This is a genomic window from Pseudomonas zanjanensis (genome assembly GCF_014268745.2).
Lineage (GTDB): Bacteria > Pseudomonadota > Gammaproteobacteria > Pseudomonadales > Pseudomonadaceae > Aquipseudomonas > Aquipseudomonas zanjanensis.
Genome location: NZ_JABWRB020000001.1, coordinates 1932087 through 1956886 on the forward strand (window position 1 = coordinate 1932087; position 24800 = coordinate 1956886).

The 24800-nt window shown below is 61.9% G+C and carries 19 protein-coding genes; 12 read left to right on the forward strand and 7 right to left on the reverse strand.

Annotation, left to right across the window (positions count from 1 at the left end; genetic code table 11):
- The first annotated feature begins 27 nt into the window (after positions 1 to 27).
- The 5 genes from HU715_RS08100 (at position 28) to HU715_RS08120 (ending at position 8279) form a co-directional block, all read left to right on the forward strand.
- The gene (locus HU715_RS08100) at positions 28 to 453 is read left to right on the forward strand and encodes a GlcG/HbpS family heme-binding protein (RefSeq protein ID WP_186705700.1); all 426 of its coding nucleotides are present in this window, start codon (positions 28 to 30) and stop codon (positions 451 to 453) included.
- Between the two features lie 540 nt (positions 454 to 993).
- Positions 994 to 1830: an AraC family transcriptional regulator gene (locus HU715_RS08105; protein WP_186705699.1), complete on the forward strand. Its 837-nt coding sequence runs from the start codon at positions 994 to 996 to the stop codon at positions 1828 to 1830.
- A 54-nt stretch (positions 1831 to 1884) separates the two neighbouring features.
- Positions 1885 to 2487 (forward strand): LysE family translocator, encoded by a 603-nt coding sequence (locus HU715_RS08110; RefSeq protein WP_186705698.1) that lies wholly within the window; start codon positions 1885 to 1887, stop codon positions 2485 to 2487.
- A 121-nt stretch (positions 2488 to 2608) separates the two neighbouring features.
- Positions 2609 to 2935, forward strand: coding sequence for a four-helix bundle copper-binding protein (locus HU715_RS08115; protein WP_186705697.1), 327 nt, complete (start codon positions 2609 to 2611; stop codon positions 2933 to 2935).
- Between the two features lie 244 nt (positions 2936 to 3179).
- Positions 3180 to 8279, forward strand: a complete 5100-nt coding sequence (locus HU715_RS08120; RefSeq protein ID WP_186705696.1) for a leucine-rich repeat domain-containing protein — start codon at positions 3180 to 3182, stop codon at positions 8277 to 8279.
- 172 nt (positions 8280 to 8451) lie between these two features.
- Here the strand turns inward: HU715_RS08120 and HU715_RS08125 are convergent, their stop codons facing one another.
- Positions 8452 to 9405, reverse strand: a complete 954-nt coding sequence (locus HU715_RS08125; protein WP_186705695.1) for a class I SAM-dependent methyltransferase — start codon at positions 9403 to 9405, stop codon at positions 8452 to 8454.
- A gap of 225 nt (positions 9406 to 9630) precedes the next feature.
- Positions 9631 to 10314: a murein L,D-transpeptidase catalytic domain family protein gene (locus HU715_RS08130; RefSeq protein WP_186705763.1), complete on the reverse strand. Its 684-nt coding sequence runs from the start codon at positions 10312 to 10314 to the stop codon at positions 9631 to 9633.
- Between the two features lie 162 nt (positions 10315 to 10476).
- On the opposite strand from HU715_RS08130, the gene HU715_RS08135 reads away from it, so the two are divergent.
- The gene (locus HU715_RS08135; protein WP_186705694.1) at positions 10477 to 12039 is read left to right on the forward strand and encodes a L,D-transpeptidase family protein; all 1563 of its coding nucleotides are present in this window, start codon (positions 10477 to 10479) and stop codon (positions 12037 to 12039) included.
- A gap of 16 nt (positions 12040 to 12055) precedes the next feature.
- Here the strand turns inward: HU715_RS08135 and HU715_RS08140 are convergent, their stop codons facing one another.
- Positions 12056 to 12685, reverse strand: coding sequence for an NAD(P)H-dependent oxidoreductase (locus HU715_RS08140; protein ID WP_186705693.1), 630 nt, complete (start codon positions 12683 to 12685; stop codon positions 12056 to 12058).
- A gap of 82 nt (positions 12686 to 12767) precedes the next feature.
- Between HU715_RS08140 and HU715_RS08145 the strand changes: the two genes are divergently transcribed.
- A complete protein-coding gene (locus HU715_RS08145; RefSeq protein ID WP_186705692.1) occupies positions 12768 to 13391 on the forward strand; it encodes a TetR/AcrR family transcriptional regulator in 624 nt (207 codons plus the stop codon).
- A gap of 181 nt (positions 13392 to 13572) precedes the next feature.
- Here the strand turns inward: HU715_RS08145 and HU715_RS08150 are convergent, their stop codons facing one another.
- Complete coding sequence (locus tag HU715_RS08150; protein ID WP_186705691.1) at positions 13573 to 17718, reverse strand: CheR family methyltransferase; 4146 nt, start codon at positions 17716 to 17718, stop codon at positions 13573 to 13575.
- A gap of 151 nt (positions 17719 to 17869) precedes the next feature.
- Positions 17870 to 18481, reverse strand: coding sequence for a Yip1 family protein (locus HU715_RS08155; RefSeq protein ID WP_186705690.1), 612 nt, complete (start codon positions 18479 to 18481; stop codon positions 17870 to 17872).
- A 167-nt stretch (positions 18482 to 18648) separates the two neighbouring features.
- On the opposite strand from HU715_RS08155, the gene HU715_RS08160 reads away from it, so the two are divergent.
- The 3 genes from HU715_RS08160 to HU715_RS08170 are packed head-to-tail and all read left to right on the forward strand — an operon-like array spanning position 18649 to position 20134.
- Positions 18649 to 19149, forward strand: coding sequence for a CinA family protein (locus HU715_RS08160; protein ID WP_186705689.1), 501 nt, complete (start codon positions 18649 to 18651; stop codon positions 19147 to 19149).
- A 9-nt stretch (positions 19150 to 19158) separates the two neighbouring features.
- A complete protein-coding gene (locus HU715_RS08165; RefSeq protein ID WP_186705688.1) occupies positions 19159 to 19677 on the forward strand; it encodes a hypothetical protein in 519 nt (172 codons plus the stop codon).
- Between the two features lie 7 nt (positions 19678 to 19684).
- Entirely contained in the window at positions 19685 to 20134 is a 450-nt protein-coding gene (locus HU715_RS08170) for a DUF421 domain-containing protein (protein ID WP_186705687.1), read from the forward strand.
- Positions 20135 to 20322: 188 nt separating this feature from the next.
- Here the strand turns inward: HU715_RS08170 and HU715_RS08175 are convergent, their stop codons facing one another.
- Complete coding sequence (locus HU715_RS08175; protein ID WP_186705686.1) at positions 20323 to 21180, reverse strand: SDR family oxidoreductase; 858 nt, start codon at positions 21178 to 21180, stop codon at positions 20323 to 20325.
- Between the two features lie 187 nt (positions 21181 to 21367).
- Between HU715_RS08175 and HU715_RS08180 the strand changes: the two genes are divergently transcribed.
- Complete coding sequence (locus tag HU715_RS08180; RefSeq protein ID WP_186705685.1) at positions 21368 to 21772, forward strand: VOC family protein; 405 nt, start codon at positions 21368 to 21370, stop codon at positions 21770 to 21772.
- A 175-nt stretch (positions 21773 to 21947) separates the two neighbouring features.
- On the opposite strand, the gene HU715_RS08185 is transcribed toward HU715_RS08180, so the two are convergent.
- Positions 21948 to 23096 (reverse strand): MalY/PatB family protein, encoded by a 1149-nt coding sequence (locus HU715_RS08185; RefSeq protein ID WP_186705684.1) that lies wholly within the window; start codon positions 23094 to 23096, stop codon positions 21948 to 21950.
- 180 nt (positions 23097 to 23276) lie between these two features.
- Between HU715_RS08185 and HU715_RS08190 the strand changes: the two genes are divergently transcribed.
- Positions 23277 to 24788, forward strand: a complete 1512-nt coding sequence (locus HU715_RS08190; RefSeq protein WP_186705683.1) for a methyl-accepting chemotaxis protein — start codon at positions 23277 to 23279, stop codon at positions 24786 to 24788.
- The last annotated feature ends 12 nt before the right edge of the window (positions 24789 to 24800 follow it).

A 24800-nucleotide genomic window follows, 5' to 3' on the forward strand; every position in this document is an offset into this window, starting at 1 on the left:
TTGCTGTCGCACAACACGGAGTGATTCATGAAGACCAAAGCGGTACTCACTGAGCAGGACGTTGCGCAATTGCTGGTGGCGGCCAAGGAGCTGGCTCACCAGCGTCAATGGGCGGTGTCGGTGTGTGTGGTGGACGACGGTGGTCATCCCATCGGGCTGTTGCGCCTGGACGATGCCTCGCCGTTATCGGCCTATATCGCCACTGAAAAGGCGCGTACGGCCGCTATGGGGCGGCGTGACAGCAAGGTTTTCGAGGACATGATCAACGGTGGTCGTTACGCTTTCCTCAGCGCTCCGCACTTGCAGGGCATGCTTGAAGGCGGGGTGGCCATTCGTCATGACGGCCAATGCATTGGGGCTGTTGGCGTGTCTGGGGTCAAGGCTGAGCAGGATGCGGAGTTGGCTCGTTTGGCGGTTGAGACCGTGTTGCCGGTGATTACGCCGGATGCTTGAAGCGGTCATGAAGCTATGGAATTCCCCTGTGGAGCAAGCTCGGCCCCCACAGGGATCGGCGGTGGACGCTGATCTTCTAAGCGACCAAAAAACCATGTGGGAGCGAGCCTGCTCGCGAAGGCGGCGGAACATTCAGCATCGATGCAAGCAGGCCCACCGCCATCGCGAGCAAGCTCGGCTCCCACAGGGATCGGCGGTGGACGCTGATCTTCTATTCGACCAAAAAACCATGTGGGAGCGAGCCTGCTCGCGAAGGCGGCGGCACATTCAGCATTGATGCAAGCAGGCCCACCGCCATCGCGAGCAAGCTCGGCTCCACAGGGATCGGCGGTGGACGCTGATCTTCTATTCGACCAAAACCATGTGGGAGCGAGCCTGCTCGCGAAGGCGGCGGCACATTCAGCATCGATGCAAGCAGGCCCACCGCCATCGCGAGCAAGCTCGGCTCCCACAGGGATCGCAGGCCTGCACAAATCTTCCAGACACACGCTTCTCCAGCAGTTAATCTGCCAAGAGCACATTCACCAAACGGGACAGGGCATGACGGCGCGCAACTGGATCGATCTCAAGCAGGACGCGACGTCCGGTATCGAGACCGTGCGCGCGCATTTCGAGGGGCATGCCTATGATCCCCATTGGCATGACACGTATCTGGTGGGCGTGACCGAGCAGGGCGTGCAACAGTTTCATTGCCGTCGCCAGCAACACAACAGCACGCCGGGCAAGGTGTTTCTGCTTGAGCCCGGTGAACTGCACGACGGTAATGCGCCCCATGACCACGGGTTTACCTACCGCACGTTGTACCTAGAACCTCAATGGCTGGAGCGCGAGTTGCGTTCGTTGTTCGACGAGGCACCGGACAACGCCCAACTGGGATTCGCCGCCACCCTGACCGACGATGCGCGGTTGGCGAGTGCCACGGCGTTGGCCTTCCAGAGCTTGCACGAGCAAGAGATCCGCATCGTGCGCCAGACGGCCCTCGATACCTTGTTGTCCAACCTGACCCAACACCTGCACTGGCGGGCACGGATCAACCCGGATCCGCGGCTGCCATTGGTGGCGCAGCAGGCCAGGGATTATCTGCACAGTCACCTGAGCGAAGACATCGGCCTGGATGACCTGGCCCGGGTCACCGGCGTGGACCGTTTCCGCTTGACCCGTGCCTTCAAGGCCGCTTTCGGCCTGGCGCCCCATGCTTATCTCATCCAGTTGCGCCTGGCCCGTGCCCGGCGCCTGCTGGCCAGTGGCGAGAGTGCCGTGGCGGTGGCGGCCATGCTTGGTTTTTCCGATCAAAGCCATTTGGGCCGCTGGTTCCAGCGTGCCTATCGCCTGAGCCCGGCGGACTACCGCAAGCGCTGCTCAATTGTTCCAGACTGACCAAGGCTTGGCGGGGATGATCAAGCGATCGATCCTTCACCGAGAAGTCGCTCCATGGACCAGTTACTGCCGTTTGCCTTGTTCGCGTTTGTCGCCTCCATTACCCCGGGCCCGACCAATATCCTGGTGCTGAGCCATAGCTCGCGCTTCGGCCTGGTAACCACCTTGCCGATCATCCTCGGTGCCTGTGCGGCAGCGGCCTTGCTGGTGCTTCTGGTCGGCACCGGATTAGGAGACGTGCTGGCGCGCCATGCCACGATTCAGACGCTGCTCTCATGGGCGGGCATCGCCTGGTTGAGCTGGATGGCCTGGCAGATTTTCCGCGCACCGGCCGAGGTCATCGACCCGGACCGTCCGGTCGAGGGGCCACGCTTGGGTCTGGCCGGGGCGGCTGGGTTGCAGTTGGTGAACCCGAAAACCTGGATGATGGCGTTGGCGGTGGTCAGCGTCTTCGCAGGGGCCGAGGCCGACCGTACCGTGCGGGTTCTGTGGTTGTCCCTGGCATTCTTCGCCATTTCGATCCCTTGCATGACTGTCTGGGCCTACCTGGGCCGGGGAGCCGCGCGCTTCTGCCGTTCCGCCGTGGCGATGGGGCGGTTCAATCGAGTCATGGCGGTGATGCTGCTGGTGTCGGCGTGGTTGACGCTGGTGGTCTGAGCGGCTGACAAAATTGTAATTTTTCTCTCGAAACCTCCGGATTGACGGCCGAGTCGGACCTTATACCGCCCCTGTTTTCATGAGCGGTAACCCCAATCGACCTTCGCAACAGGAGATTCCCATGAACAGTCGTTACGAGGCATGCATAGCCGAATGCATCGCCTGCGCCATGGCCTGTGAAACCTGCGCCGCAGCCTGCCTGCGTGAGCAGAGCGTACAGATGATGGCTAAGTGCATCGAGCTGGACCGTGACTGCGCCGACCTATGTCGGCTCGCGGCAACGCTCATGAAACGCGACAGCAGCGTCGCCGCCGAACTGTGCAACGTGTGCGCGGCAATTTGCCGGGCGTGTGGCGAGGAGTGTGGCAAACACGAACCGGCGCACTGCCAGGCGTGTGCAAAAGCTTGCCGGTCATGCGCCGAGGCGTGTGAGCGAATGGCCGCCTGATCGGCGTGGCCTGGCCAAGTGCTGGTCTTGGAGGACAAGCGCTTGGCCGGTCGCCATGGGGAGGCGGGGGCCGATCCCACAGCGCCTCCTTCGCCACGGCGTGACGTTCCTACGCGCCTGGCAACCCCTTGCAACGGTTGGATGGTTTCAAAAAGCGCGTGTTTTCGCCAGCATCGCAGGCGCTTCAGTTCAGTGCACCTTAGCATTTCGAACGCTCAATCGACCCCAAGGACGGAGGTCCATCATGTCCACTCAAGATACCCATATCGATTTTATCCAGGCCAGGCTGCCCATCTGGTTGAGGCGAGCGCTGCGAGCCCAACAGCAGCGCTTCAAGACCCTGACCCAACAATTGCAGCGCGACAGCGATGCGCTCAATGCCTTGACCAAGGACTTGCCCGCGCCCTATGACTTTACGCTCGACCTGCTTCAGGCCCAGCCGGAGGTGCGGGTGTGGAGCCGGACGACAGCACGCGGGAGCAGTCCAGCAGACGTCGTGCGCCGGGCCCGGGTCAAGCGCGGTCCCTACGTCACCGACCGGTCGTTGTCGATGGTCGAGGCGGCGATGCTCAATTACCCTCCCACCGATGCGGTGGCCGGGAGTGATTTCGATAAAAAAGGCAAGGTTTTCATCCAGGGCAAGCCGGGAGAGTTCCTCCACTGGGAGGGCTTTTCAGACACCCTCCCGTTGCCTATCACCCCGGCCAGTTTCGCGCAGCTTTGTCGCCGCGTGGATGTCGGAGGCGCTTATCGCACACTGCTCGAAACCCGGTTTCCGCGTATTGGCAGCGACACGCCCGCTGTCGCCAAGGCTTACCTGGCCTATTCACGCAGTCAACTGGCCTATGACGCCTACGAGGCGAAGTTGGACGGGCGTCTGGATCAAACCGGCGAGCGGTTGCTGGCCTCTGTCGGGGTGCAATTGGAAGCAGGGCGCACGTCGCCGCTGGCCTGCGAGATCAAATCCTTGGAACTGCTCTCGGTGCCGCTGTTCGGCGCCCGGATCTACTGGGGGGTGCAGGGTGATGCCGAGGGCGTCCGCCCGGTGGTGCTGCACATGCCCCATGACGTTGTCGCGCCCATCCAGCAGTTTTCCAGCTTGCAGGCCATGTCGGCGGAGCTGACTGAGCGGGTCCGAAAACGCAGCTACCGCCAGAGCCTGATGCGCTACCTGCCGATGCGTTTGCAGGCCGAACTGGGCGCGGCCTTGCATGACCAGGTGGAGTGGGAAGTCAAAGACAACCTCAACCTCTTCCAGGAAATCCACGCTCGTATTACTGGCTGGCGCGAAGGCGAGCGGGGCGAAACGGGTGACAGTCGGCGCATCAGGGTGCCGACGCCCCGCGTCGCTTGGGGCCTTGGCGATGTGCGCGGGGATCATTGGCACAGCCGCTACCACGAATGGCGCGGGCACACCCTGGCCAACGCTTCGGCCTTGATGGTGTCGACCCGGGACAAGGATTGGCAGGCGCTGTTGGCGCGCTTCGAATACTGGGAGCACTTCGCCGAGCAGGTGCTGATGGTTGCCGCCAGCTTCATTCCGTTTTGTGCGCCCATCGGCATGGCCGCGGCTGCGGTGGGCGGGGTGCGGCTGGTGTATGAAATCTTCGAGGGCATCCAGGCGTTCAACGAAGGACATTCGCAAGAGGGCATCGATCATATTTTCAATGTGTTGTTCGGTGTCGCCCAAGGTGCGTACCTGGGGTTCGTTGGAGGGGCGATGGAGCCCATGCCGGTGCGTGATGGCAGCACCCGCCTGTGGAATGGCGACGTCACGCCGTTTGCGGCCAGGCGCCCGCCGCCGGTGGAGGCCGAGCTGGACGCCTGGGGTGTCTGGCGCACGACAAACGAGGCGTGGGTGCGCATTGACGACCGCTATTTCGAAGTGCAGGGCACGGAACGCGATCTGGCGTTGCGCCTGCCGGGCAGTCACCGAGGCGTAACGCCGCCGCTGGAATGGAGCCGAACCCGTGGCTGGCAGTGGGCCCATCGCAACCCGTTGCAACGGGACAACCTGTCATTGCTGCGTAATTTTGCCGAGACGCCGGCCGAACTGGACGACGCTGCGATTCTCGCGGTGCAACGCCAGGTCGGTATCAGCGAGGCGCACTTGCGTTATCTGCAAGTCGAGGGAAAACCGTTGCCGGCGATATTATCGGATGCGTTGGACGAAGCCTGGAACTGGCAGCAGGTGCGACGCACCATTGGGCGCCTGAGTCGGGATCAAGCGCCGGGCGGGGTGCATTTTCGCAGCGTGCAGATGCTCCTGGAGCTGCCAGGCTGGCCGCAGGAGATTGCGGTACGTTATCACGATGGCGTGCAGTTTTACCCGATGGGCAATGCCGCCGGCACGCGTATGCTCCTGTTAAGCAAACTGGACCTTGAGAATGACGCCTGGGCGGCGCGCATCCTCACCCGTATGGGAATGGACGAGCAGACGGCCCTGCTGGGGCAAAGTAGCTTCGGCCTGTCTTCGGCGGAACGTAGCCGTCTCTTGTCCGGGCGCTGGGCCCGGCATTTGCAGGCCAACACTCAGCGGGTAACGGCCGGCATGGCCCGCGCCACGACGGTCGATCCGTTGGCTGCGCCCTTGGTCCGGGATTTTCCTGGGCTGCCGCAAACCTTGGCGAATGAACTCGCCAGCCAGGCCGCGGGGCAGGATCGGGTTCGCCTGTTGCAAGGGCACGTGAGCGAAAACCTCGGCCGTCAATGCGCTGAAACCCTGCGGGAATTGCGCCTGGGCCGAGCCTTGCGGGCCTTGGAACGCGGTGAAAGCAGCGCTGATCGCGACCGTCTGGTCATGGGACTGATCGGCGAAATGCCCATGCTGCAAGGTCGGGTGCGCCTGCGCCTGTTCCAGCGTGAACTGAGCAGTCCACTTGACGTGGGTGCAACAGGACCGTTGAAGACCCTTCGCCAGGAGGGCGACGCGTACCGTCCCTTCGATGAACAGGGAAACGAACTGGCGGACGCGCTGAGTCTGGAAGATGCATTGCTCAGGGCGATGCCGGACGACGCGCGTCAGGCGTTGGGCTTGAACATCTGGGAAGGGACCCGGCTTCGTACAGAGCTGCTTGCACAAGCCCTGGCTGATCGGCAAGGGCTGCGTCGTTACCTGATGATGAGGGGCCTCGGCACGGGTGGGGTACGCCCGCAATGGCTGAACGGACGCCTGGGCTATCCACTCAGTGGCCGTGGACGGCTGCCGTTGGAGGTTTGGCATGGCAGTCTCAATCAGCGTCTTGAGCGGCTATACCCCGCCCATGCGGGGGGGGAGCTGCAACGGCTTCGAGACAATCTGACCGAGCAGGCCCAGCGCCAAAACATCAGCGTGGAAACGTTGATCACCCAGCTGGAAAACGAGTGGACGGAACTGGACCAAGGACTGCGCCAATGGGAAATCTTCGAGGGGGTCCATCATCCCGCCGAAAACAGCTTCGACGTCGAGGGGAGGCTTTCGCTGCGCAGGGACATTGCAATGCGCATTCGCCGGGCCTGGTGGCGCGCACCGGACCCCAGTGGAGATAGCAATGAGCTGACCTTACGGCTCATGGGGCAGCGACTTGGTCATTTGCCGCCGATTAACGCACGATTCGAGCACATCGAGCAGCTGATCCTGACGGACATGGGCCTGAGCGAGGATCCTTCGGACTTCATCAGGCTGTTTCCCAACACCGAATTGTTGGACTTGGAACGTAACCAGCTCACTGCAATACCATCGGTAGTCGGGGAGCTGGGTGAACTGGTCGAGCTGTCGCTTGACGGGAATCCACTCCACATGACTGCGGGTATGTTCGCGCCCCTCCTTGGCGTCGATTTAGCGCCAAGCCTGGAAACGCTGGACCTGTCCAGAGTCCTTACGGGAACAGCTGGCCCTGAAGTCATTAGCGCCATTAGTCGTCTTGCGGAGCTGCCCTCGCTGAATGAGCTTCTTTGGACCGATAATCTGGATTTTACCCCGGGCCAGCTACAGGCCATCACGGCTTTACCTGGGTTGCGCGCGCTGGATCTGTCGCGCTGCGGCCTGCGGCTGGATGAACAGGGCAGCGCATTTTTGCGCACGGCCACGGACCTGGAGGAACTCAGCCTTAATGGGAACAATTGCAGTCAACTACCTCCACTGCCCGAACTGGTAGCTCTACGCGATCTGGAAATGACCAATGCAGGGCTCACACGGGTGCCAGCGCTGGCGCTGGCGGTGCTGTCCCAGCCGCCGGGCGAAGAAATCGTCGTAGACCTCAGCAACAACCGTATCACTGATATCCGGGATGATCTGCTTCCCCTCATCGCTCGGTTGGAGGGGGGCACCGTCGGGCTGTTGCTTGAGGACAATCCATTGCCCAGCACCCAAATCAGTGCCCTGCGCAGCCGCAATCCCGAGGCGTTCAGGTACACAGTCGACGATTGGTTGTATATCAACCCGGGACTGCGAAGCGCTTTGGAAGAGGCTCGTGATGACGCGGGGGGACGACGCTTCATCGACTGGTTTTCCGGCACCATGCGCGAGGCGGATACCGATACGGCTAACGGATTGACCTTCGAAGATCGCTACAGAGCTGCCGCAATTCTGCAGCACTACGTTGGGTACCGGAATGCTCATGCACCTCTCTCAAGAGTCATCGCCGATTTCGACTTGCAAATGGCCCAGCTGCGCACACGCCTGCAAGCGCGCATTCTGGAAAGGCAGCCTCCAGACCTCCTGGAGCTGGAAGTTCATTTCATGATGTTCGAATCGGCGCTTCGCGCGCGCCTTGAACAACAATCCGTACCGTTCAGCAGTTTTCTAAACGATCATTACCTTTATTGGAACCACACGCTGGCCCAGCGTTACCCCAATCCCGTGCAACGCCAGGCGTATGCCACACGAGAGGCGTTCATCAACTGGCTCAGCGACGCCCAGGACACGTTCAACAACAACGACCACATGCCCCGCGTTGGAGAACTGACCTGGCGGCCCTATCTTGGACTGATGTCCGGTGAATGGCCCCATCAGCTATCGGCCTGGGAGGTCGTCGAAGGTGACTTGGTGGACGCCTTCAGCGACCCCGTGGATCCGTCCCGTTGGCCACAGGTATTGCTGGATAACCTTGCGCACCCTGACGCCGACTTGCCGAGCGCCTGGGAACAGGTTGAGGAAAACGGCCAATTGACTTGGCGTCGCGCAAGGCTTGACGCAGTGGCAGACGTGGATTGGCGCTCAGGCCAGCCGGTGATGCTCAGTGAGGATCAGCTGCGGCGCACCATGGCGATCTACCGGTCAGTCAAGAGCCGGGAAATCGAGACGCTGGTTCGCCGGATTACGACTGGCATGGTCGACCCGTGGTGGGCGCAGCGGCCACGATAATCCTCATCGAGGTGTTGACGGGGCGGCGGAATCGGCGTTTCCCGCTGTCCTGTCGAGGTGCTGCGCAGCGGCAACGCTGCCGGACCGTTTCACGTTGCGGACAACGTGAAACACGTCTAGCTGTGGGCAAGATCCGTCAAATAGTGGAAATGTGTAAACCCGGTACGAAGTTTCAGCCGATGGGCGGGGCGTCACGCTTGAACACCAAGGCCTTCAAACCACAGGCGGGGTCCGCATCTGGAAACTCCGGAGGGTTTGCCAGTCGCTCTTCGAGTGTCAGGCCAGGCGCTTCACGCGTGACGCCTTCGATAAGGAAATCCGGGCCGGTGGCCGGGTCGTTGCTACAAGCCAATACCTTGCCGTGGGCGGTCAGCAGTTCCGGCAGGCGACGCAATACCCGCTGGTAGTCCTTGGTCAGCAGGAAACTGCCCTTCTGGAAGGTGGGCGGATCGATGATCACCAGGTCGTAGGGGCCGCTGTTGATCACCTTGCCCCAGGACTTGAACAGGTCGTGGCCGAGGAAAGTCACCTGGCTCAGGTCGTGGCCGTTCAGGCGATGGTTGTCGCGGCCGCGGCTCAGGGCCGCCCGGGACATGTCCAGGTTGACCACATGCTGCGCGCCCCCGGCAATCGCCGCCACCGAGAAACCGCAGGTGTAGGCAAACAGGTTCAGCACCCGCTTGCCATTGGCGTTGGCCCGCACCCAGTCGCGACCGTAGCGCATGTCGAGGAACAAGCCGTTGTTCTGCTTTTTGCCCAGGTCGATCCGGTAACGCAAGCTGCCTTCGGTCAGGGTCCACTCATCGATGGGCTCACCCACTAGCCACTGGGTCAGGCTATCGGGCAAGTAGCGGTGCTGCACGGCGAGGGTGTGGGCCTTGCTGTGTTGCCAGGCCGGCGACGTGGTCAATGCCATCAGCATTGCGCGCAAATCGTCAAGATGCGTGGAGTCCGGTTCCTTGAACAGCGAGACCAGCACCACCCCTTGCAACCAGTCGACCGTGACCTGCTCCAGCCCCGGCCAGCAGCGCCCACGGCCATGGAACAGACGGCGGGTCTCTTCCGGCACCGATGCCAGGGCGGTCAGCAAATGGTCGTGAAGGGTTTGAAGGGCTACGCAATTCATTCAGGCAACGCCAGGGATTCGAAAGGCCGGCATTTTAACCGTCGCCGACCCTGGTGCAATCCCTGTGGCGAGGGAGCTTGCTCCCGCTGGGCTCTGTAGGAGCTGGCGAAGCCTGCGATCTCTTGATCTTGATCTTTCGATTCAATTGTCAGTGGAAAGATCGCAGGCTCGCTTCGCTCGGCAGCTCCTACGGCGGGAGCAAGCTCCCTCGCCACAAAGGTGCTACTAGCCGCCGCTTGTGGCCAGGATGCTCGCCACCTGTTGCGGCTGGCAGTTGAGATAGGCCGATCGCTTGAGCCAGCTCGGGTCCGGGTACCAGGAAAACATGAATTGCCCGCCCTTGAGCTTGTCGATCACCTGGCGCGCCACTTGCGGGCGTACGGCAGGGCAGCCCTGGCTGCGCCCGATGCGTCCCTGGCGTACGCTCCACAACGGATTCACGTAGTCGGCGGCATGGATCACGATCGCCCGGTCGCGGGCCAGGTCATTGAAGCCCGGCTCCAGGCCATCCATGCGCAGTGAATAACCGTGGGCGCCCTGGTAGCTTTCCTGGGTACGAAACAGGCCCAGGCTGGATTGGTAGCTGCCCAGGCGATTGGAGAATTGCGTGGCGAAATTTTCTCCGGATTTCTGCCCATGGGCCACCAGATCGCGCAACACCAGCTTCTTTTGCCGCAGGTCGAAGATCCACAGGCGCCGGGCCGTGGAGGGTTGCGAGTAGTCGATGACCGCCAGGTGGCGGGCTTGGCCGGCGCCATTGGCGATGGCGCATTGCATGGCGCTCAAGGCACTTTTCAGCGCCAGGGGATTGAGTTCCGGCGCTGCCTGGGCGAGGCTGTGGTAAAGCGTTTTCGACTTGGCCTTTTTTTCCGCCAGTGCCGGGCTGCAAATGATACCCAGGCCCAGCATGACCAGGCAAAATCGGCGCAAAAAGCCCGATACAGGCGAAGCGGTTCCAGCGTGGTGTTCGTTCGCGGCATCCCGTCCGATTGTGTTTGTCTGCATGATGGCGGGTCGTACCTGTCGCAAAATTCACCGTCAACGAGACGGCCATGGATTGGAGTAAAGCAGTTGTTCAAAAAGTCCGCATGTTACCTGAGCCTTTTATTGCTCACGGCGCCATTGGTCGCCAAAGCCGAGGACGGCGACCCGGCTCTGGTGCAGACCACGCTGGCGCAACTGGCGGTCGCGTGCCCGAACGTCGCGGTGGGCGTCGATTTTCCGACGCAGCTTGACTTACAGGCGTTCTACCAGCAAAACGCAGGCCAGGAAGTCTGGGCGGACGACGAACGACGGGGAGCGTTCCAGGTCCAGTTGCAGCAGTTGGCCGACGACGGCCTGGATCCGGCTCGTTATAGCCTGCCGGTCGGGGACGCGGTCCAAGGCCTTCATTGCGCCGACATCGCCATCAGCCAGCGCTACCTGCGAGCTTTGCATGACCTGCGTTTCGGCTACTTGCCCCAAGACCGACTGGAGCCGGTATGGAAAGCCAACCCACCGCCACAGGATCACCCTGCCGTGGTGCTGGCCATCGCCGGGCTGGGCCTGCAAAACCTCGCCGACGCCTTTGAACAGGCGCGGCCGAACCTGGACCTTTACCGCAACCTGCGCGGTCTCTATGCCCGGCTACGGCAACAGCCGCTGGGCGAATGGCAAGCGGTGCCAGGCGGGCCGTTGCTGCAACCGGACAAACAGGACGCCCGTGTCCCCGCCCTGGCCCAGCGCCTGTTCAACGAGGGGTACTTGAGTACGCCGCCGCAGGTCAGCGACGAGCATTACAGCCCCATGTTGGTGGAGGCGATGAAGAGCTTCCAGGCCCGGCATTCGCTACAGGCCGATGGCGTGGTCGGGCCGTGGACCGTCACCGAGCTGAACATCAGCCCGGCCATGCGCCGAGAGCAGTTGCGCATCAATCTGGAGCGCATGCGTTGGCTGGCCCAGGACGTGGAAACCGACAGCGTCCTGGTCAACGTGGCCGCGGCGCAGTTGACGGTTTACCAGGGCGGCGCGCCGGTCTGGCAAACCCGCACCCAGGTGGGCCGGGCGCAACGGCAGACGCCGTTGCTCAAATCCCATGTCACTCGACTGACGCTCAACCCGACCTGGACCATTCCGCCGACCATCATGCGCGAGGACAAACTGCCCGAGATCCGCCGTGATCCGGAGTTTCTCACCCGCCACAACCTACGGATCCTCGACAGTGAAGGCCTGCCGTTGCTGGCGGAGGACATCGACTGGGAGCACCCGGGCAACCTGATGCTTCGCCAGGACCCGGGCCCGAAGAACCCGTTGGGCAAAATGGCGATCCGCTTCCCCAATCCGTTCTCGGTGTACCTGCATGACACGCCGAGCCAGTCGCTGTTCAGCAAAGGTCCGCGGGCCTTCAGCTCAGGTTGCGTGCGGATCGAGCAAGTGATGCACCTGCGCGACCTGCTGGTCAGCCCGGCTGAACGGGCCCGCACCGACACCTTGCTGGCCAGTGAATCGACCCACGAGTTCAGGCTGGCCCGGCCCATGTCGATCCTGCTGGGTTACTGGACAGCACAAGCAGACAGCCAGGGCCAGGCGGTGTACATCCCAGATATCTACGGGCGTGACGCAACGCTGTCCGCCGCCCATGGTCGTGCGCTGTGAACGCTTGGTTCTGAGCTCAGGCGCATGCAATAGCGGGCGCCTGTGTGGTTTCATCAAGCGTTGCGAACAACCGCTGGCCGATAACGCCGGCGGCTCGCAAAAGCGCTTGCGGATCGGCCGTTTCCGAGTCGAGCAAACGCTGGGAACTCACCACTTGGGCGCCGCAATAACCGAAAATGCCATGGTCGATCTGCGTGGTCATCGCCTGATCGTAGCCGTGACGTTGAAAGCTGTCGGCATCGGCACCGCCGACTCCCACCAAGTGAACCCGCAAGTGTTGCAGCTTCTGGATAAACGGTTTGTCGAGGCTGAAATCGAACGCCCAACCGTTGGAAAACACCCGGTCGATCCAGCCCTTGAGCAATGCTGGCATGGACCACCAATAAATCGGATAGACCAATACCAGCGCGTCGGCTCGGTCAATCCTGGCTTGTTCGGCCAGCACATCCGCAGGCGGCAGGGCCTCGCGGTGGTGTACCGCATGGTCGGCGAAACTGAAGCGCGGATCGAAACCTTCAGCGGCCAGGTCGGCAATCTCAAACGTATCTAAAGAGTTGGCCAGGGTAATGCCCTCGGCGATTTTCCGGGCCAGGCTGTGGGTGAGGGAGCGTGGATCGTGGTGAGCCACAACGATGAGTGCATGCATGGCGAAACTCCTTCTGGTCACGAGGCCTTGAAGACAGGTATGCTTAAGTTACGCTTAGTAAGTTACGGTTGGTAAAGTTAGCATGTCAAGCATTGACGAATATTCGCCGCCTTCACCACGTCGTCGTTTGTCCCGGCAGGACCGGCAGCGCCAATTGCTGGAGGTTGCCTGGCGGCTGGTGCGGGAGGAGGGCAGTGATGCTCTTACGTTGGCGCGGCTGGCGGACCAGGCCGGGGTGACCAAGCCCATCGTCTATGACCACTTCATCACCCGATCCGGGCTGTTGGCGGCGCTGTACCAGGATTTCGATGCCCGCCAGACCGCGCTGATGGACGCTGCCCTGGAGGCCAGCGACGCCACCTTGCAAAGCCGGGCGGCGGTGATCGCTTCGTCCTACGTCGAGTGCGTGCTGCTGCAAGGTCGGGAGATTCCCGGGGTGATCGCGGCGCTGACCAGTTCGCCGGAGCTGGAGCGCATCAAGCGCGAATACGAGGGAATTTTCCTCGACAAGTGCCGCGTGGTGTTGGAGCCGTTTGCGGGTACCAAGGGCGTCGGCCAGGCTGGTTTGCGAGCGATGCTGGGGGCGGCGGAGGCGTTGTCCAATGCGGCCGCCACCGGGGAAATCAGCGCTGACGAGGCGAAGCAAGAGCTGTTTGTCAGCATTGTTGCGATGGTGGGTAGGACCGTCGACACCTCTCCAAGCTGAGCCCACGCTATCGCGCGCAAGCTTTGCTCCCACTGTCGTTTTGTGTTGCCTGAGAATATCTGCGCCAAAGCCCCAGTGCCCCTGTGAGAGCAAAGCTTGCTCGCGGCCAGGGGTTGTTGATTGAGTACATATCCATTGCTGCGGTAACGGATATGCACACAATCCAACAGCGCAGCGCGAATCAATAAACCTGCGAACGCAACAACTGTTCAATCGTATCGATCAGCTCATCATAGGAAACCGGCTTGCCAATGTGCTGATCAAACCCCGATTGCCGGGACTTCTGCATATCCACCGACGCCCCATACCCCGTCAACGCAATGGCCGGAATGTGTTTGACATGGGGCAACTTACGCAATGCCTGCATCAACTCATGCCCGTTCATCACCGGCATGCCCAAGTCAGAGATCACCACATCGAAACGGGCGTCCCGGGCGCTTTGCAAGGCCTCTTGCGGCAGGTCGAAGGCGAGGACCTGGGCGTCTTCCATCTCCAACAGCAGTTTGAGGGTATCCAGCACTTCGGGAGAGTCATCCACGAGTAGAACGGTCAGGCCGCTCAGACGACCGGATTGCCCATTGCTGGGCGCTTGCTTGGCTTGTGGTTCTTCGAGCTTGCTCAAGGGCAGGCGAATGGTAAACGTGCAGCCCTTGCCCAACCCATCGGACTTGACCTCCACGCTGCCGCCATGGGCCTCGGTCAACTGCCGCACCAGGGACAGGCCGATGCCCAACCCTTCGCGTTGATGGGTCGCGTGCTGGGTCTCGGCCTGGCCGAACAGGTCGAACACTTCGTTCAAATGCTCGGCCTCGATGCCCACGCCGGAGTCCTTGACGTCCAGTCGCGCCATGCTGCCGTCCTGGCTGGCGATCAACTGCACGCGGCCACCGTTGGGGGTGAACTTCAGGGCATTGTTCACCAGGTTCCAAATGACCTGCTCCAACCGGGTCGGGTCGGCGTTGACGATCAGCACGCCGGGCCCTTCCGGCAGTTCCAGGGTCACCTTGTTCGGGTGATTGTCATTGATCACCACCGTGTAGATGTCCTGGAGCACTCGGCCCAGGTCCACGGCCTGGCGCTTGAGCTTGAGCTTGCCGGTGCGCACCCGCGCCACGTCGAGCAAATCGTCGATGATTCGCGCCTGGCTGGTCACGGCGTCACAGATGGTGTTGACGGCCTTGGCCGCGGCGCTGACGGTCTTGGTCACCGGCAAGCGTCGTAGCAATTCGGCGTTGAGCTGGATGAGGTTCAGCGGGTGCTTGAGTTCGTGGGACATGACCGCGAAAAACTCGTCCTTCAGGTGGCTGGTGTTCTGGGTTTCCATCAGCCGTTGGGTCTGTTCTTCGTGCAGGCGCTTATGGCCGGTCAGGTCGCGGGCGATTTTCACGTAACCCTGCTGGTGGTCGCCTTGTAGCAAGGTGACCTCGCCACTGCAGAAAAAGCGGCTGCCGTCCTTGCGCAGGTGCCAGCGCTCGTCCTCGCTGCGCCCGTTGGTCCGGGCCAGCCTCAATTCGTTTTCCGGCACGCCGTCGGCGCGGTCCTGGGGCGAGAAGATGAAGTCGTAATAGGCGCCCTCGGCTTCGGCCTTGGAATGGCCGAAGATCAATTCGGCCCCGGTGTTCCAGCGAGTGATCACGCCATGTTCATCCAGCAGGATGATGGCGTAGTCCCGGGTGCTTTCGGCCACCAGTCGCATGCGTTCTTCTCCCAGGCGCAATTCTTCCTCGGCCGCCCGGCGCTTGCTGATGTCGATGAAGGTCAACACCGTGCCGTCGATGTGGTCCTCGCTGGAGCGGTACGGCAGCAGCCGGGCGATGTACCAGCGGCCGTCGTTGCTGCTGACTTCCCGTTCGATCATGTTCAAGGATTCGAACACCTGGGTGGCGTCCGAAGCCATGTCGGCGTAATCCAGGCGATGGGTGATGTCCAGCAGCGAGCGGCCGGTGTCCACCGGCAGCATGCTGAAGATTTCCGTGGCCCTTGGCGTGAACCACTTGATGCGCACGCTGCGGTCGACGAACACCGTGGCGATGTCGGTGGAGGCAATCAGGTTGGTGAGGTAATCGTTGATCTTGTCGGTTTCTTCGACCTTGGTCTTGAGCTCGTAATTGACCGTCAACAGTTCTTCATTGATCGACTGAAGCTCTTCCTTGCTGGTCTCCAACTCTTCGGTGGCTGAGCGCAACTCTTCGTTGATCGCCTGCATTTCCTCATTGGAAGCCTTGAGCTCCTCGCTGGAGACCTCGGCCTGCTCGATGGTGTCCTGCAGATGCAGTTTGGTGCGTTGCAGTTCCCGTTCAAGGTTGGAGAGGACTTGGTTCTCGGTCTGGTCGGTGTTGGATTCAAGCTGTTCGGCCGCGTCGACTTCCACCTCATCGAACACCACCAGGACAAAGTCACCGTCGGACTGGTCGTCGCGATAGGGCTGGGCCAGCAGATCCACCAGGAACCGTCGGCCATTCCGCTCGAGGTTGACCTGGCGCGACTTGACCGCCTGGCCACTTTGGTTGACCTGGAACAGCGTGGTTCGGATCTCCAGGCGCAACTGCGGATTGACCAGCGTCAGCAGGTTGCGCGACATCTCGCCGCCGACATGGCGCAGGAAGCGTCCGGCGCTTTCGGACATGTGCAGGATGTCGGCGTTGGCGTCGACGATCATGCTCGGCGGCGCGGAGCGCTCGATGGCGCGCAAGTGGATGTCGGCAAACGACACCTTGCGTATCGGGGCGGCCAGGGGCGCAGCCGGGGAGGACGTCGCGCGCACGTAACCGCCGCGAGGCATGGTCGGTGTGCGGCGGCTGCTGGCGGTGCCGTACTTGCTGCGGAAGATCCGGTTGCGCTTGTCCACTGGCGTAAACAGTTCATGGCAGGCATCGGCCGATTCCGACGAGCCGAGGAACAGATAGCCCCCCGGTCGCAGGGCGAAGTGGAACATTTGCAGGATTTCGCGCTGGACTTCGCGGTCGAGGTAGATCAACAGGTTGCGGCAGACGATCAGGTCGATCTGCGAGAACGGCGGATCCGACAGCAGGTTGTGCTTGGCGAACAGCACCCGCTCGCGGATCTCCTTGCGCACGCGGTAGTTGTGGCCATCCTTAAGGAAGTATTGACGCAGCCGGGTCGGGGGCACGTCGGTAATGATCGCCTCTGGGTACGCGCCGTTACGGCCCGCAGTAATGGCACGTTCATCGATGTCGGTGGCGAACACTTGCAGCTTGGCGGAGCTGGCGTCATGCACCAGTTGATCGCTGACCAGCATCGCCAGGGTATAGGCCTCTTCGCCGGTGGAGCAGCCCGCCGACCACACGCGTATTTCCTCGGGAGCGACGCTGCCGGGCTCGACGGGTTGGAGCAGGCTGGGTAGCACGTCCCGCTCCAAGGCCTCGAATGCCTCACGGTCACGAAAGAAGTTGGTCACGCCGATCAGCAGGTCGCCGAGCAAGGCTTTCGTTTCTTCCAGGTGGCTCTGCAGGTAGGCGTAATAGGATGGCAAATCCGCCTGGGCGGTGACTTGCATTCGCCGTTCGATACGGCGCAGCACCGTGGCGCGTTTGTAATGCTTGAAGTCATGGCCGGTACCGGCGCGCAGTTGCACCAGGATGTCATGCAATGACTGCTCGGCCGCGGCGGCCTCGCGTTCGGAGGTCGGCGGCTGGGTGTGAATTTCCGGGTCATTGGCGGTGGGCAGGCGGATTGCCTGGGAGTTGTGCCACAGTTCCAGGAGCTTTTGCGGTATTTCCGCCACTGGCAGCACCAGATCGACCATCTGGGTATCGATGGCCGCCCGGGGCATGCCATCGAACTGGGCATCTGCCGGGGATTGGGCAATGGTCACGCCGCCTTGTTCCTTGATTCTCGACAGGCCCACGGCGCCGTCGGAGCCGGTGCCCGACAACACCAGGCAAAAGGCCCTTTCCTTGTGCACATCCGCCAAGTCGCGGAAAAACAGGTCGATGGCCACGTGCCCGCCCTGGCGGGGTTCGGCCGGGGTGACATGCAGATAGCCGTCATTCATGTGCAGGCTTTGGGCAGGGGAAATCACGTAGACGTGGTTCTTGCGGATCGGCACCGTTTCGGTGACCTGCAGCACCGGCATCTTGGTCGTTTCCTGGATGATCTTGCCGGCCAGGCTCTGATGGTCCGGCGCCAGGTGCAGGACGATGACGAACGCCATGCCGTTGTCCTTGGGCATGTGCTCGAAAAACTGTTTGATGGCCTGCAAGCCGCCCGCCGAAGCGCCGATTCCCACCACCGGGAAGTTCAGGTCACTGGGGCTCAGCTCTCGTCGCTGTGGCACATTGGGAGAGCGTTTGCTTGATGGACACATAAATTCTTGGCCTTAAAGGGCGGGGCAATCCAGTCCCGCCACATCAAATTCAGGGGGCAAAAACTCGCAGGATAGTCCGGTTGCACGAAGATTGCGAAGGCCGGGCACTGCAAAGCCACCGTCACCGGCATTGTGCGCCCCGAAAATGCCCTCAGCCCACCGGCACACGCAGATATTCCGGCTGCAGGTAGTTGAACCAGAGCAGGATCATTTCCACCAGGATCGTCACCAGAACCAGCAAACCGACGCCCCAGACACTTGCCGAGTACAGCAGGCCCTGTTCTTTCTTGAGGCCCATGAACTTGGGCAATCCGACGAACAGCAGGAAGGTCGAGTAGGCCGACGCCAGCAATAACACCGCCACGGCCAGCCAGCGGCTCGGATACAAGCCGAAAATCCCGGCCAGGAAGTAGGGCGTGGCTGTATAGGCGGCGAAACCGATGCATTGGTTGACCGTCGGACGCACCTCGAAGGTGCGGGACATCCAGCGGATGAACAGCCCCATCAGCGTGACGCCGACCACGATGGTCAGGTACAGCAACGCACACAGCTGGAACGCGCTGGCGCTGCTGAGTCGTACCGTTTCGTTTTCGGCCAGGCTCCAACCGGTCCAAGTGGTGCCGATGAGCAGGCACACCGCTGGGATCAGCGCGAGCAACAGCAAGTGAGCCAGGTAGTGGCGTGGATGCGCCTGTTCCTGTTCGCGGATGTCGGCCCAGGCGAACTCAGGATGCGTGAACAGTTTGACGAAAGGTGCAGACATGACGACCTCCTGATCAGGACGGCCTCTGCATGAGGCCCATGTAGGTTTGAGGTACGGCTACAGACAGGGGTTTCATTTATTTCCAGGATCTGGCTGACGGTGCGATAAAGGGAATGAATCAAAACGGCAGGGGTCAACCCATCAGCATCCCTGAAGGACCGTTTGCCATGACTGTTGCCCAAACCCTGGTTGATTATCTGCGCGAACATGACCTGCGCCTGACCACGGCCGAATCTTGCACCGCCGGGCAGATTGTCACGCTGCTGGCCGAGGTGCCCGGCAGCGGTTCACTGATCGAAAGCGGCTATGTGGTGTATTCCCCTGAAGCCAAGCAGCGCTTGCTCGGCGTGAGTCCACGCACCATCGAGACGTTCAATCTCACCAGTCGTGAAGTCGCCGAGGAGATGGCTCTTGGTGCCTTGCGCGATGCCAATGCCAACGCAGCCGTGGCGGCCACCGGCCTGCTCGGGCCAGAGGACAAGGACGGTATACCCGCCGGCACCGTCTGTTTTGCCTGGGCGTTCGAGGTGAATGGCCAGCGCGCCTTGTTCAGTCGCCGCGAGCGGTTCTTCGGCAACCGCAGCCAGGTGCAATTGTGGGCCGCCGAATATGTGTTGCAGCAATTGCCCACTTTTCACCAACGCGCCGTGGCGGGTGAGCGTCGATAGGGGCCGACCATGACCGATCAAGACGAGCAGGACGATCACCGCAGCCGCCACTTCCCGGTGCGCGAAGACATGGTCTTCCAGCACAAGGTCTGGCGTTTTGAGCGAGTGGGCTGGTACGTATTGGTGCTGCTGGTGATCCTGACTTTGCTGGGCCTGTTTTCCCGGGGCCCGTTGAGCGACCGGGAGTTGTACAGCAGCGACGGTAGCCTGGGCGTTGAGTACCAGGCGTTCCACCGCAACGGCTCGGCCAACACCATGACCATCCGTCTCAAGGGCCAACCCAACGCCGTGCTGGAGGTGGCGTTGGGCGGCGATTGGCTGGAAGGTTTCGAGGTGCAAACGCTGCAACCGCCACCGATGCGCTCAGCGGGCGCGGGGCAGGGCATGACGCTCTGGGTCCAAGCGGATAAGCAAGGGCAGGCCAGCCTGTATCTGTCATTGCTTGGCGAAGGGTTCGGGACCTATCACAGCCGCATCGCCACCCCCGGCGGCGCCACGGTCAGTTTCAAACAGTTCATATTTCCTTAGGTGACCTATGGATTCGGTACTGCGAGCCGCCGCGTTGTACGCGGCATTGATGGTGTTGTTCAAGATCGCCGGGCGGCGTTCCCTGGCCGAGATCACCACCTTCGACTTCGTGTTGTTGATGATCATCGGCGAGGCCACTCAGCAGGCGCTGTTGGGCGACGATTTCTCGATGACCAACGCGCTGATGGTGATTGTGACGCTGATTGCCATCGATGTCGGTTTTTCATTGCTCAAGTTGCGTTCGCAGTGGGTTTCGCGGCTGATCGATGGCGGCCCGACCATCATCGTCGAGGACGGGCGAATCCTTCGTGGCCGGATGCGCCATGCCCGGTTGATCGAGGCGGACATCATGGAGGCCGCGCGCTCCAGCCAAGGCATCGAGACCCTGGAGCAAATCAAGTTTGCGATTATCGAGCGTAACGGGAAGATTTCGGTGATTGCCAAGGAGCCGTCCTGAGCACTGTCGCTAGACACTTTTTGTGGCACGGGGGCTGTTGTGGCGAGGGAGCTTGCTCCCGCTGGGTCGCGAAGCGGCCCCCAACGACCAGACAACTCGGTGTTGGCAAGAGTTGAGGGGCTGCTTCGCAGCCCAGCGGGAGCAAGCTCCCTCGCCACAGAAAACACAGGTAAAACACTGCGCTTTGCTTAAAGCATCGGCTTGCCCCCGGTAATCCCATAACGGGCCCCGGTGATGTAGCTGGCTTCGTCGGAGGCCAGCAGCACATAGATCGGCGCCACCTCAACCGGTTGGCCAGGACGCCCGAGGGGTGTCTGCGAGCCGAAATTCTGCACTTCTTCCTCGGGCATGGTCGCCACGATCAGCGGCGTCCAGATCGGTCCCGGCGCCACGCTGTTCACCCGGATGCCCTTGGGCCCGAGCATTTGCGCCAGGCCGCCGGTGAAGTTGGCGATGGCGCCCTTGGTAGTGGCATAGGCCAGTAGTGTCGGCTTGGGCATGTCGGAGTTGACCGAGGTGGTGTTGATGATCGAACCACCGGGCTTCATGTGCGGCACGGCGGCCTGGCAGATCCTGAACATCGCCGTGATATTGATATCGAAGGTGCGCACCCATTCCTCGTCGGGAATCTCCTCGAGGGATTCGTGGGTCATCTGGAACGCGGCGTTGTTGACCAGGATGTCGATATGCCCGAAGCGGGCGACGGTTTCATCGACGATCTTGCGGCACAGGCCTTTGTCCGCCAGGTCACCGGGCAGCAACAGGCACTGGCGGCCGGCTTGTTCGACCCAGCGCGCGGTTTCCTTGGCGTCTTCATGCTCGTCCAGGTAGGCAATCGCCACGTCCGCACCTTCACGGGCGAAGGCTATGGCGACGGCGCGACCGATGCCGCTGTCGGCACCGGTGATCAGGGCGATCTTGTTCGCCAGGCGTCCGGAGCCGGTGTAGCTCTGCTCGCCGCAGTCCGGATACGGATCCATTTTGCGCTGGGTGCCGGGCACCGGCTGGCTTTGTTTCGGGAAAGGCGGGAAAGGGTAGTCGGCCATTGTCGTTCTCCAGTTGGGTTGCGATGGAGGGTGGACTTTGGTTTTTCTGGCGGAGTTCGGTCGGATTGTCCGGTCAGTCGATGAGCGTGACGAGGGCTGTTTCGTCGGTGAATAGGCGGCATCGGGCGAACATTGGAGGTTGCGGTATTCTCCAACCCACGTACGGATTTGAAAGAGGAGCAGGGCCATGTTCAGCCACATCCAGATCGGCGCCCGCGACCTGCCGAAAATGGTCGCTTTTTATGACGCAGTCCTCGGCTGCCTGGGACTGGAGCGCATGGAGAGCGAAAACGATTCGGGCCCGCCGGGGGAAGGCTGGCGTCAGCCGGGCAAGCACTGGCCCCAGGTGTTTGTCCAACTGCCGTTCAACGGCTTGCCCGCGACCTGGGGCAATGGCATGCAAGTGAGCTTCGCCGCCGACTCCCCGCAAACGGTCCGCGCCGCCTGGGAGCAGGCGATGGCCATGGGCGGTACCGACGAAGGCCCACCCGGCCCGCGGCCGCAATATTGCGAAGGCTATTTCGGCGCGTATTGCCGCGATCCGGAGGGGAACAAGCTGTGTTTTGTTTATGCGCCGGATATGCAGGAGTAGAGCAACGATCCATTGCGGCGATGAAGCCTCTGTGGCGAGGGAGCTTGCTCCCGCTGGGCTGCGCAGCAGCCCCCTCAATTCTCACCAACACCGAGTTGTGTGGTCGTTGGGGGCCGCTTCGCGACCCAGCGGGAGCAAGCTCCCTCGCCACAGGGGCTCTGCGTCGCCGGTTGGATCAACCCCTGGCTTTCAGGCTGCGCTCCATCCGCGCAATCCCTTCCTCCAGCAGCGCCCGCGGGCAGCCGAAGTTCAGGCGCACGAACTGCCCGGCATCGTCACCAAAATCCAGCCCGGCACTGAGCCCGACCTTGGCTTCCTTCAAGAAGAATCCTTGCGGGTCATCCAGCTCCAAGCCTGAACAATCCAGCCAGGCCAGGTAAGTGCCCTGGGGCACGGTCATGGTGATGCCCGGCAGGCGAGTGTTCACCGCCTCGACCAGGTAATCACGGTTGGCTTGCAGGTAGGCTTTGAGGGCTTCCAGCCACGGGCCGGCTTCGCTGTAGGCCGCGCGGGTCGCTTCCAGGCCCAGGGCATTGACGCTGTCGACCATGCCGGCCCGGGCGCTGTTGACCCGTTCGCGCAGCTTGGCGTTCTGGATGATCGCGAACGAGGTTTTCAGCCCCGCGATGTTGTAGGCCTTGCTGGCGGACATCAGGGTGATGGTGCGCTCGGCGATCTCGGGGCTGAGGGACGCGGTCGGTATGTGCACGCGGCCGTCGAAGCACAGTTCGGCATGGATCTCGTCGGAGATGATCCAGGCGTCCTGCGCCAGGCAAATGTCGGCCACGGCCTGGAGTTCTTCACGCTCGAACACTTTGCCCAGCGGGTTGTGGGGATTGCTCAGCAACAAGGCGCCGCCGCCCTGCAACGCTTCGCGCAACGCGGCCAACGGCGTATGGAACTCACCGTTGACCGGGGCGAACGGCAATTCCACTTTGTTCAACTGCCAGTGACCAGGGGCGTGGCGCAGCGGTGGGTAGTTGGGCACCTGCACCACGACGTTCTGCCGGGGTTCCACCAAGGCATGCAGCGCCATGTTGAAACCTGGCTCGACGCCGGGCAGGAACACGATCTGCTGAGGCTCGACGCGCCAGGCGTACTTGCTCCACAGGTCAGCCGTGATGGCTGCACGCAGATCGTCCTGGGCGACGCTGTAGCCGAGCATCGGATGTTCGAGGCGCTTGTGCAGTGCGTCGATGACCATCGGCGGGGCAGCGAAATCCATGTCGGCCACCCACATCGGCAACACATCCGCCGGGTAGCGGCTCCATTTGGTACTGCCGGTGCCGTGGCGCTCCAATACGGTGTCGAAATCGAAAGTCATGGGGGTTCCATCAGTCAGTCATGAGATGGCGGACATCATAAAGCAAAGGCCGCTGAGAAAAGCTTGGTGGCGCAGTGCCACTAATTGATGATAATCAGTTAAAGTTCCCTCTCGAAACGCCGCTAAGCCGTTTACGGCATTTGGTAACGGACCTCCAAGTCTTTGAAAAGGACGACCCCCATGACATCGCCCGTGCGCTTTAACGACCACCACCGTAAAGCCGACCGCATCATGCTGGGGCTGCTTTGGCTGGCGCTGCTGTATTCCCTGGGCCTGGCCTTCCTGCACTCGACGTTCACCCAGGCGTTGCTGGTGGGGGCGAGCACCTGCGTGGCGAGTACCGCGCTTTATCGCGTCCTGGCCGGTACGCGGGCCATGCGCTGCGTCATTGCGGTGGCGTTGATGGTCATGGCGGCCCTGCACATCAACCAGACCCACGGCGTGACCGAATTCCACTTCGGGATCTTCGTGCTGCTGGCGGTGCTGACGTTCTACCGTGACTGGCTGCCGATTGTCGTGGCCGCCGCTACCATCGCGGTTCATCACCTCAGCTTCCACTGGCTTCAACACCAGGGTTATCCGGTGTTCGTCATGGATAGCCACGGCGGCTGGTCGATGATCTTCCTCCACGCGTTCTACGTGGTGGTAGAAAGCGTGATCCTGATTTACCTGGCGAACCAGAGCCTGGCCGACGCCACGGAAAACCAGGAGGTGCTTGACAAGGTATTGGCAGCGGCCGCTCAGTTGAGCCATGACACCGACAGGCAGCGCGGTGAGGGCGTCAAGGTCTCTTCGAGCGAGCGTTTCGATCATTTCCTCCAACAGGTCACCCAACTGGTGGACGGCGTGGTGCGCGACACCCGCAACCTCTCGGACCTGGGCCAGGACCTCTCCCAGGTTGGCCAGACCCTGGAAACCGGTGCCCGCCACCAACTCGACGAAGTGGCGCAGATGAGCGGTGCGATCGGCCACTTGGTCCAAGCCATGGAGAACATCGCCGGCCACGTCGACCAGACCTTGCAGCGTGCCGGCCAGGCCAATGAGCAGGTCAACCGCGGACGCAGCACGGTTGACCAGACCCGGGAAGAGATCGTCGAGCTGGCAGGGCGCATCAACCTGACCAACGACACCGTGCAGGTGCTGGCCGAGCAGGCCCAGCAAATCGGCCAGGTACTGGATGTGATCAATGGTATTGCCGAGCAGACCAACCTGCTGGCCCTCAACGCCGCCATCGAAGCCGCCCGTGCCGGTGATCAGGGCCGCGGGTTCGCGGTCGTGGCCGACGAGGTCCGCACCCTGTCACAAAAGACCTCGACGTCCACCACCGAGATTCAGCAGATCATCGCCAAGCTGCAACAAGGCAGCCGCCAGGCCGCCGTCGCGATGCAAGACAGCCGCGACGGGGTAGAACGCTGCGTGTCCGCCAGCCAAATGGCTTCGCAACTGTTGCATGCCGTGGTCGAAGACATTGCCGTGATCAACCATTTCAACGACCTGATTGCCAGCACCACCCAGGAGCAATCCCAGGCGTCGATTGGCATCAGCCAGCGTCTGCAAAGCGTGCAGGCCGTGGCTGAGCGCAACGCTGACAACATCGGCGTCCTGACCCGCAGCAGCCAATGCTTGCCACCGCTGGCGGAGCGATTGGCGGTGCTGGGGCAGGCGTTTCATGGGAAATCCGGGGCGGCCTGAGCGCAGGACTTA

Bases quoted from the DNA above. Each gene is read 5' to 3' on its own strand.
- HU715_RS08170 (WP_186705687.1), top strand. From the start codon at position 19,685: ATGGATTCGGTACTGCGAGCCGCCGCGTTGTACGCGGCATTGATGGTG.
- HU715_RS08105 (WP_186705699.1), top strand. From the start codon at position 994: ATGACGGCGCGCAACTGGATCGATCTCAAGCAGGACGCGACGTCCGGT.
- HU715_RS08150 (WP_186705691.1), bottom strand. From the start codon at position 17,718: ATGTGTCCATCAAGCAAACGCTCTCCCAATGTGCCACAGCGACGAGAG.
- HU715_RS08165 (WP_186705688.1), top strand. From the start codon at position 19,159: ATGACCGATCAAGACGAGCAGGACGATCACCGCAGCCGCCACTTCCCG.
- HU715_RS08145 (WP_186705692.1), top strand. From the start codon at position 12,768: ATGTCAAGCATTGACGAATATTCGCCGCCTTCACCACGTCGTCGTTTG.
- HU715_RS08155 (WP_186705690.1), bottom strand. From the start codon at position 18,481: ATGTCTGCACCTTTCGTCAAACTGTTCACGCATCCTGAGTTCGCCTGG.
- HU715_RS08160 (WP_186705689.1), top strand. From the start codon at position 18,649: ATGACTGTTGCCCAAACCCTGGTTGATTATCTGCGCGAACATGACCTG.
- HU715_RS08110 (WP_186705698.1), top strand. From the start codon at position 1,885: ATGGACCAGTTACTGCCGTTTGCCTTGTTCGCGTTTGTCGCCTCCATT.
- HU715_RS08120 (WP_186705696.1), top strand. From the start codon at position 3,180: ATGTCCACTCAAGATACCCATATCGATTTTATCCAGGCCAGGCTGCCC.
- HU715_RS08180 (WP_186705685.1), top strand. From the start codon at position 21,368: ATGTTCAGCCACATCCAGATCGGCGCCCGCGACCTGCCGAAAATGGTC.
- HU715_RS08130 (WP_186705763.1), bottom strand. From the start codon at position 10,314: ATGCTGGGCCTGGGTATCATTTGCAGCCCGGCACTGGCGGAAAAAAAG.
- HU715_RS08115 (WP_186705697.1), top strand. From the start codon at position 2,609: ATGAACAGTCGTTACGAGGCATGCATAGCCGAATGCATCGCCTGCGCC.
- HU715_RS08100 (WP_186705700.1), top strand. From the start codon at position 28: ATGAAGACCAAAGCGGTACTCACTGAGCAGGACGTTGCGCAATTGCTG.
- HU715_RS08190 (WP_186705683.1), top strand. From the start codon at position 23,277: ATGACATCGCCCGTGCGCTTTAACGACCACCACCGTAAAGCCGACCGC.
- HU715_RS08185 (WP_186705684.1), bottom strand. From the start codon at position 23,096: ATGACTTTCGATTTCGACACCGTATTGGAGCGCCACGGCACCGGCAGT.
- HU715_RS08175 (WP_186705686.1), bottom strand. From the start codon at position 21,180: ATGGCCGACTACCCTTTCCCGCCTTTCCCGAAACAAAGCCAGCCGGTG.
- HU715_RS08140 (WP_186705693.1), bottom strand. From the start codon at position 12,685: ATGCATGCACTCATCGTTGTGGCTCACCACGATCCACGCTCCCTCACC.
- HU715_RS08125 (WP_186705695.1), bottom strand. From the start codon at position 9,405: ATGAATTGCGTAGCCCTTCAAACCCTTCACGACCATTTGCTGACCGCC.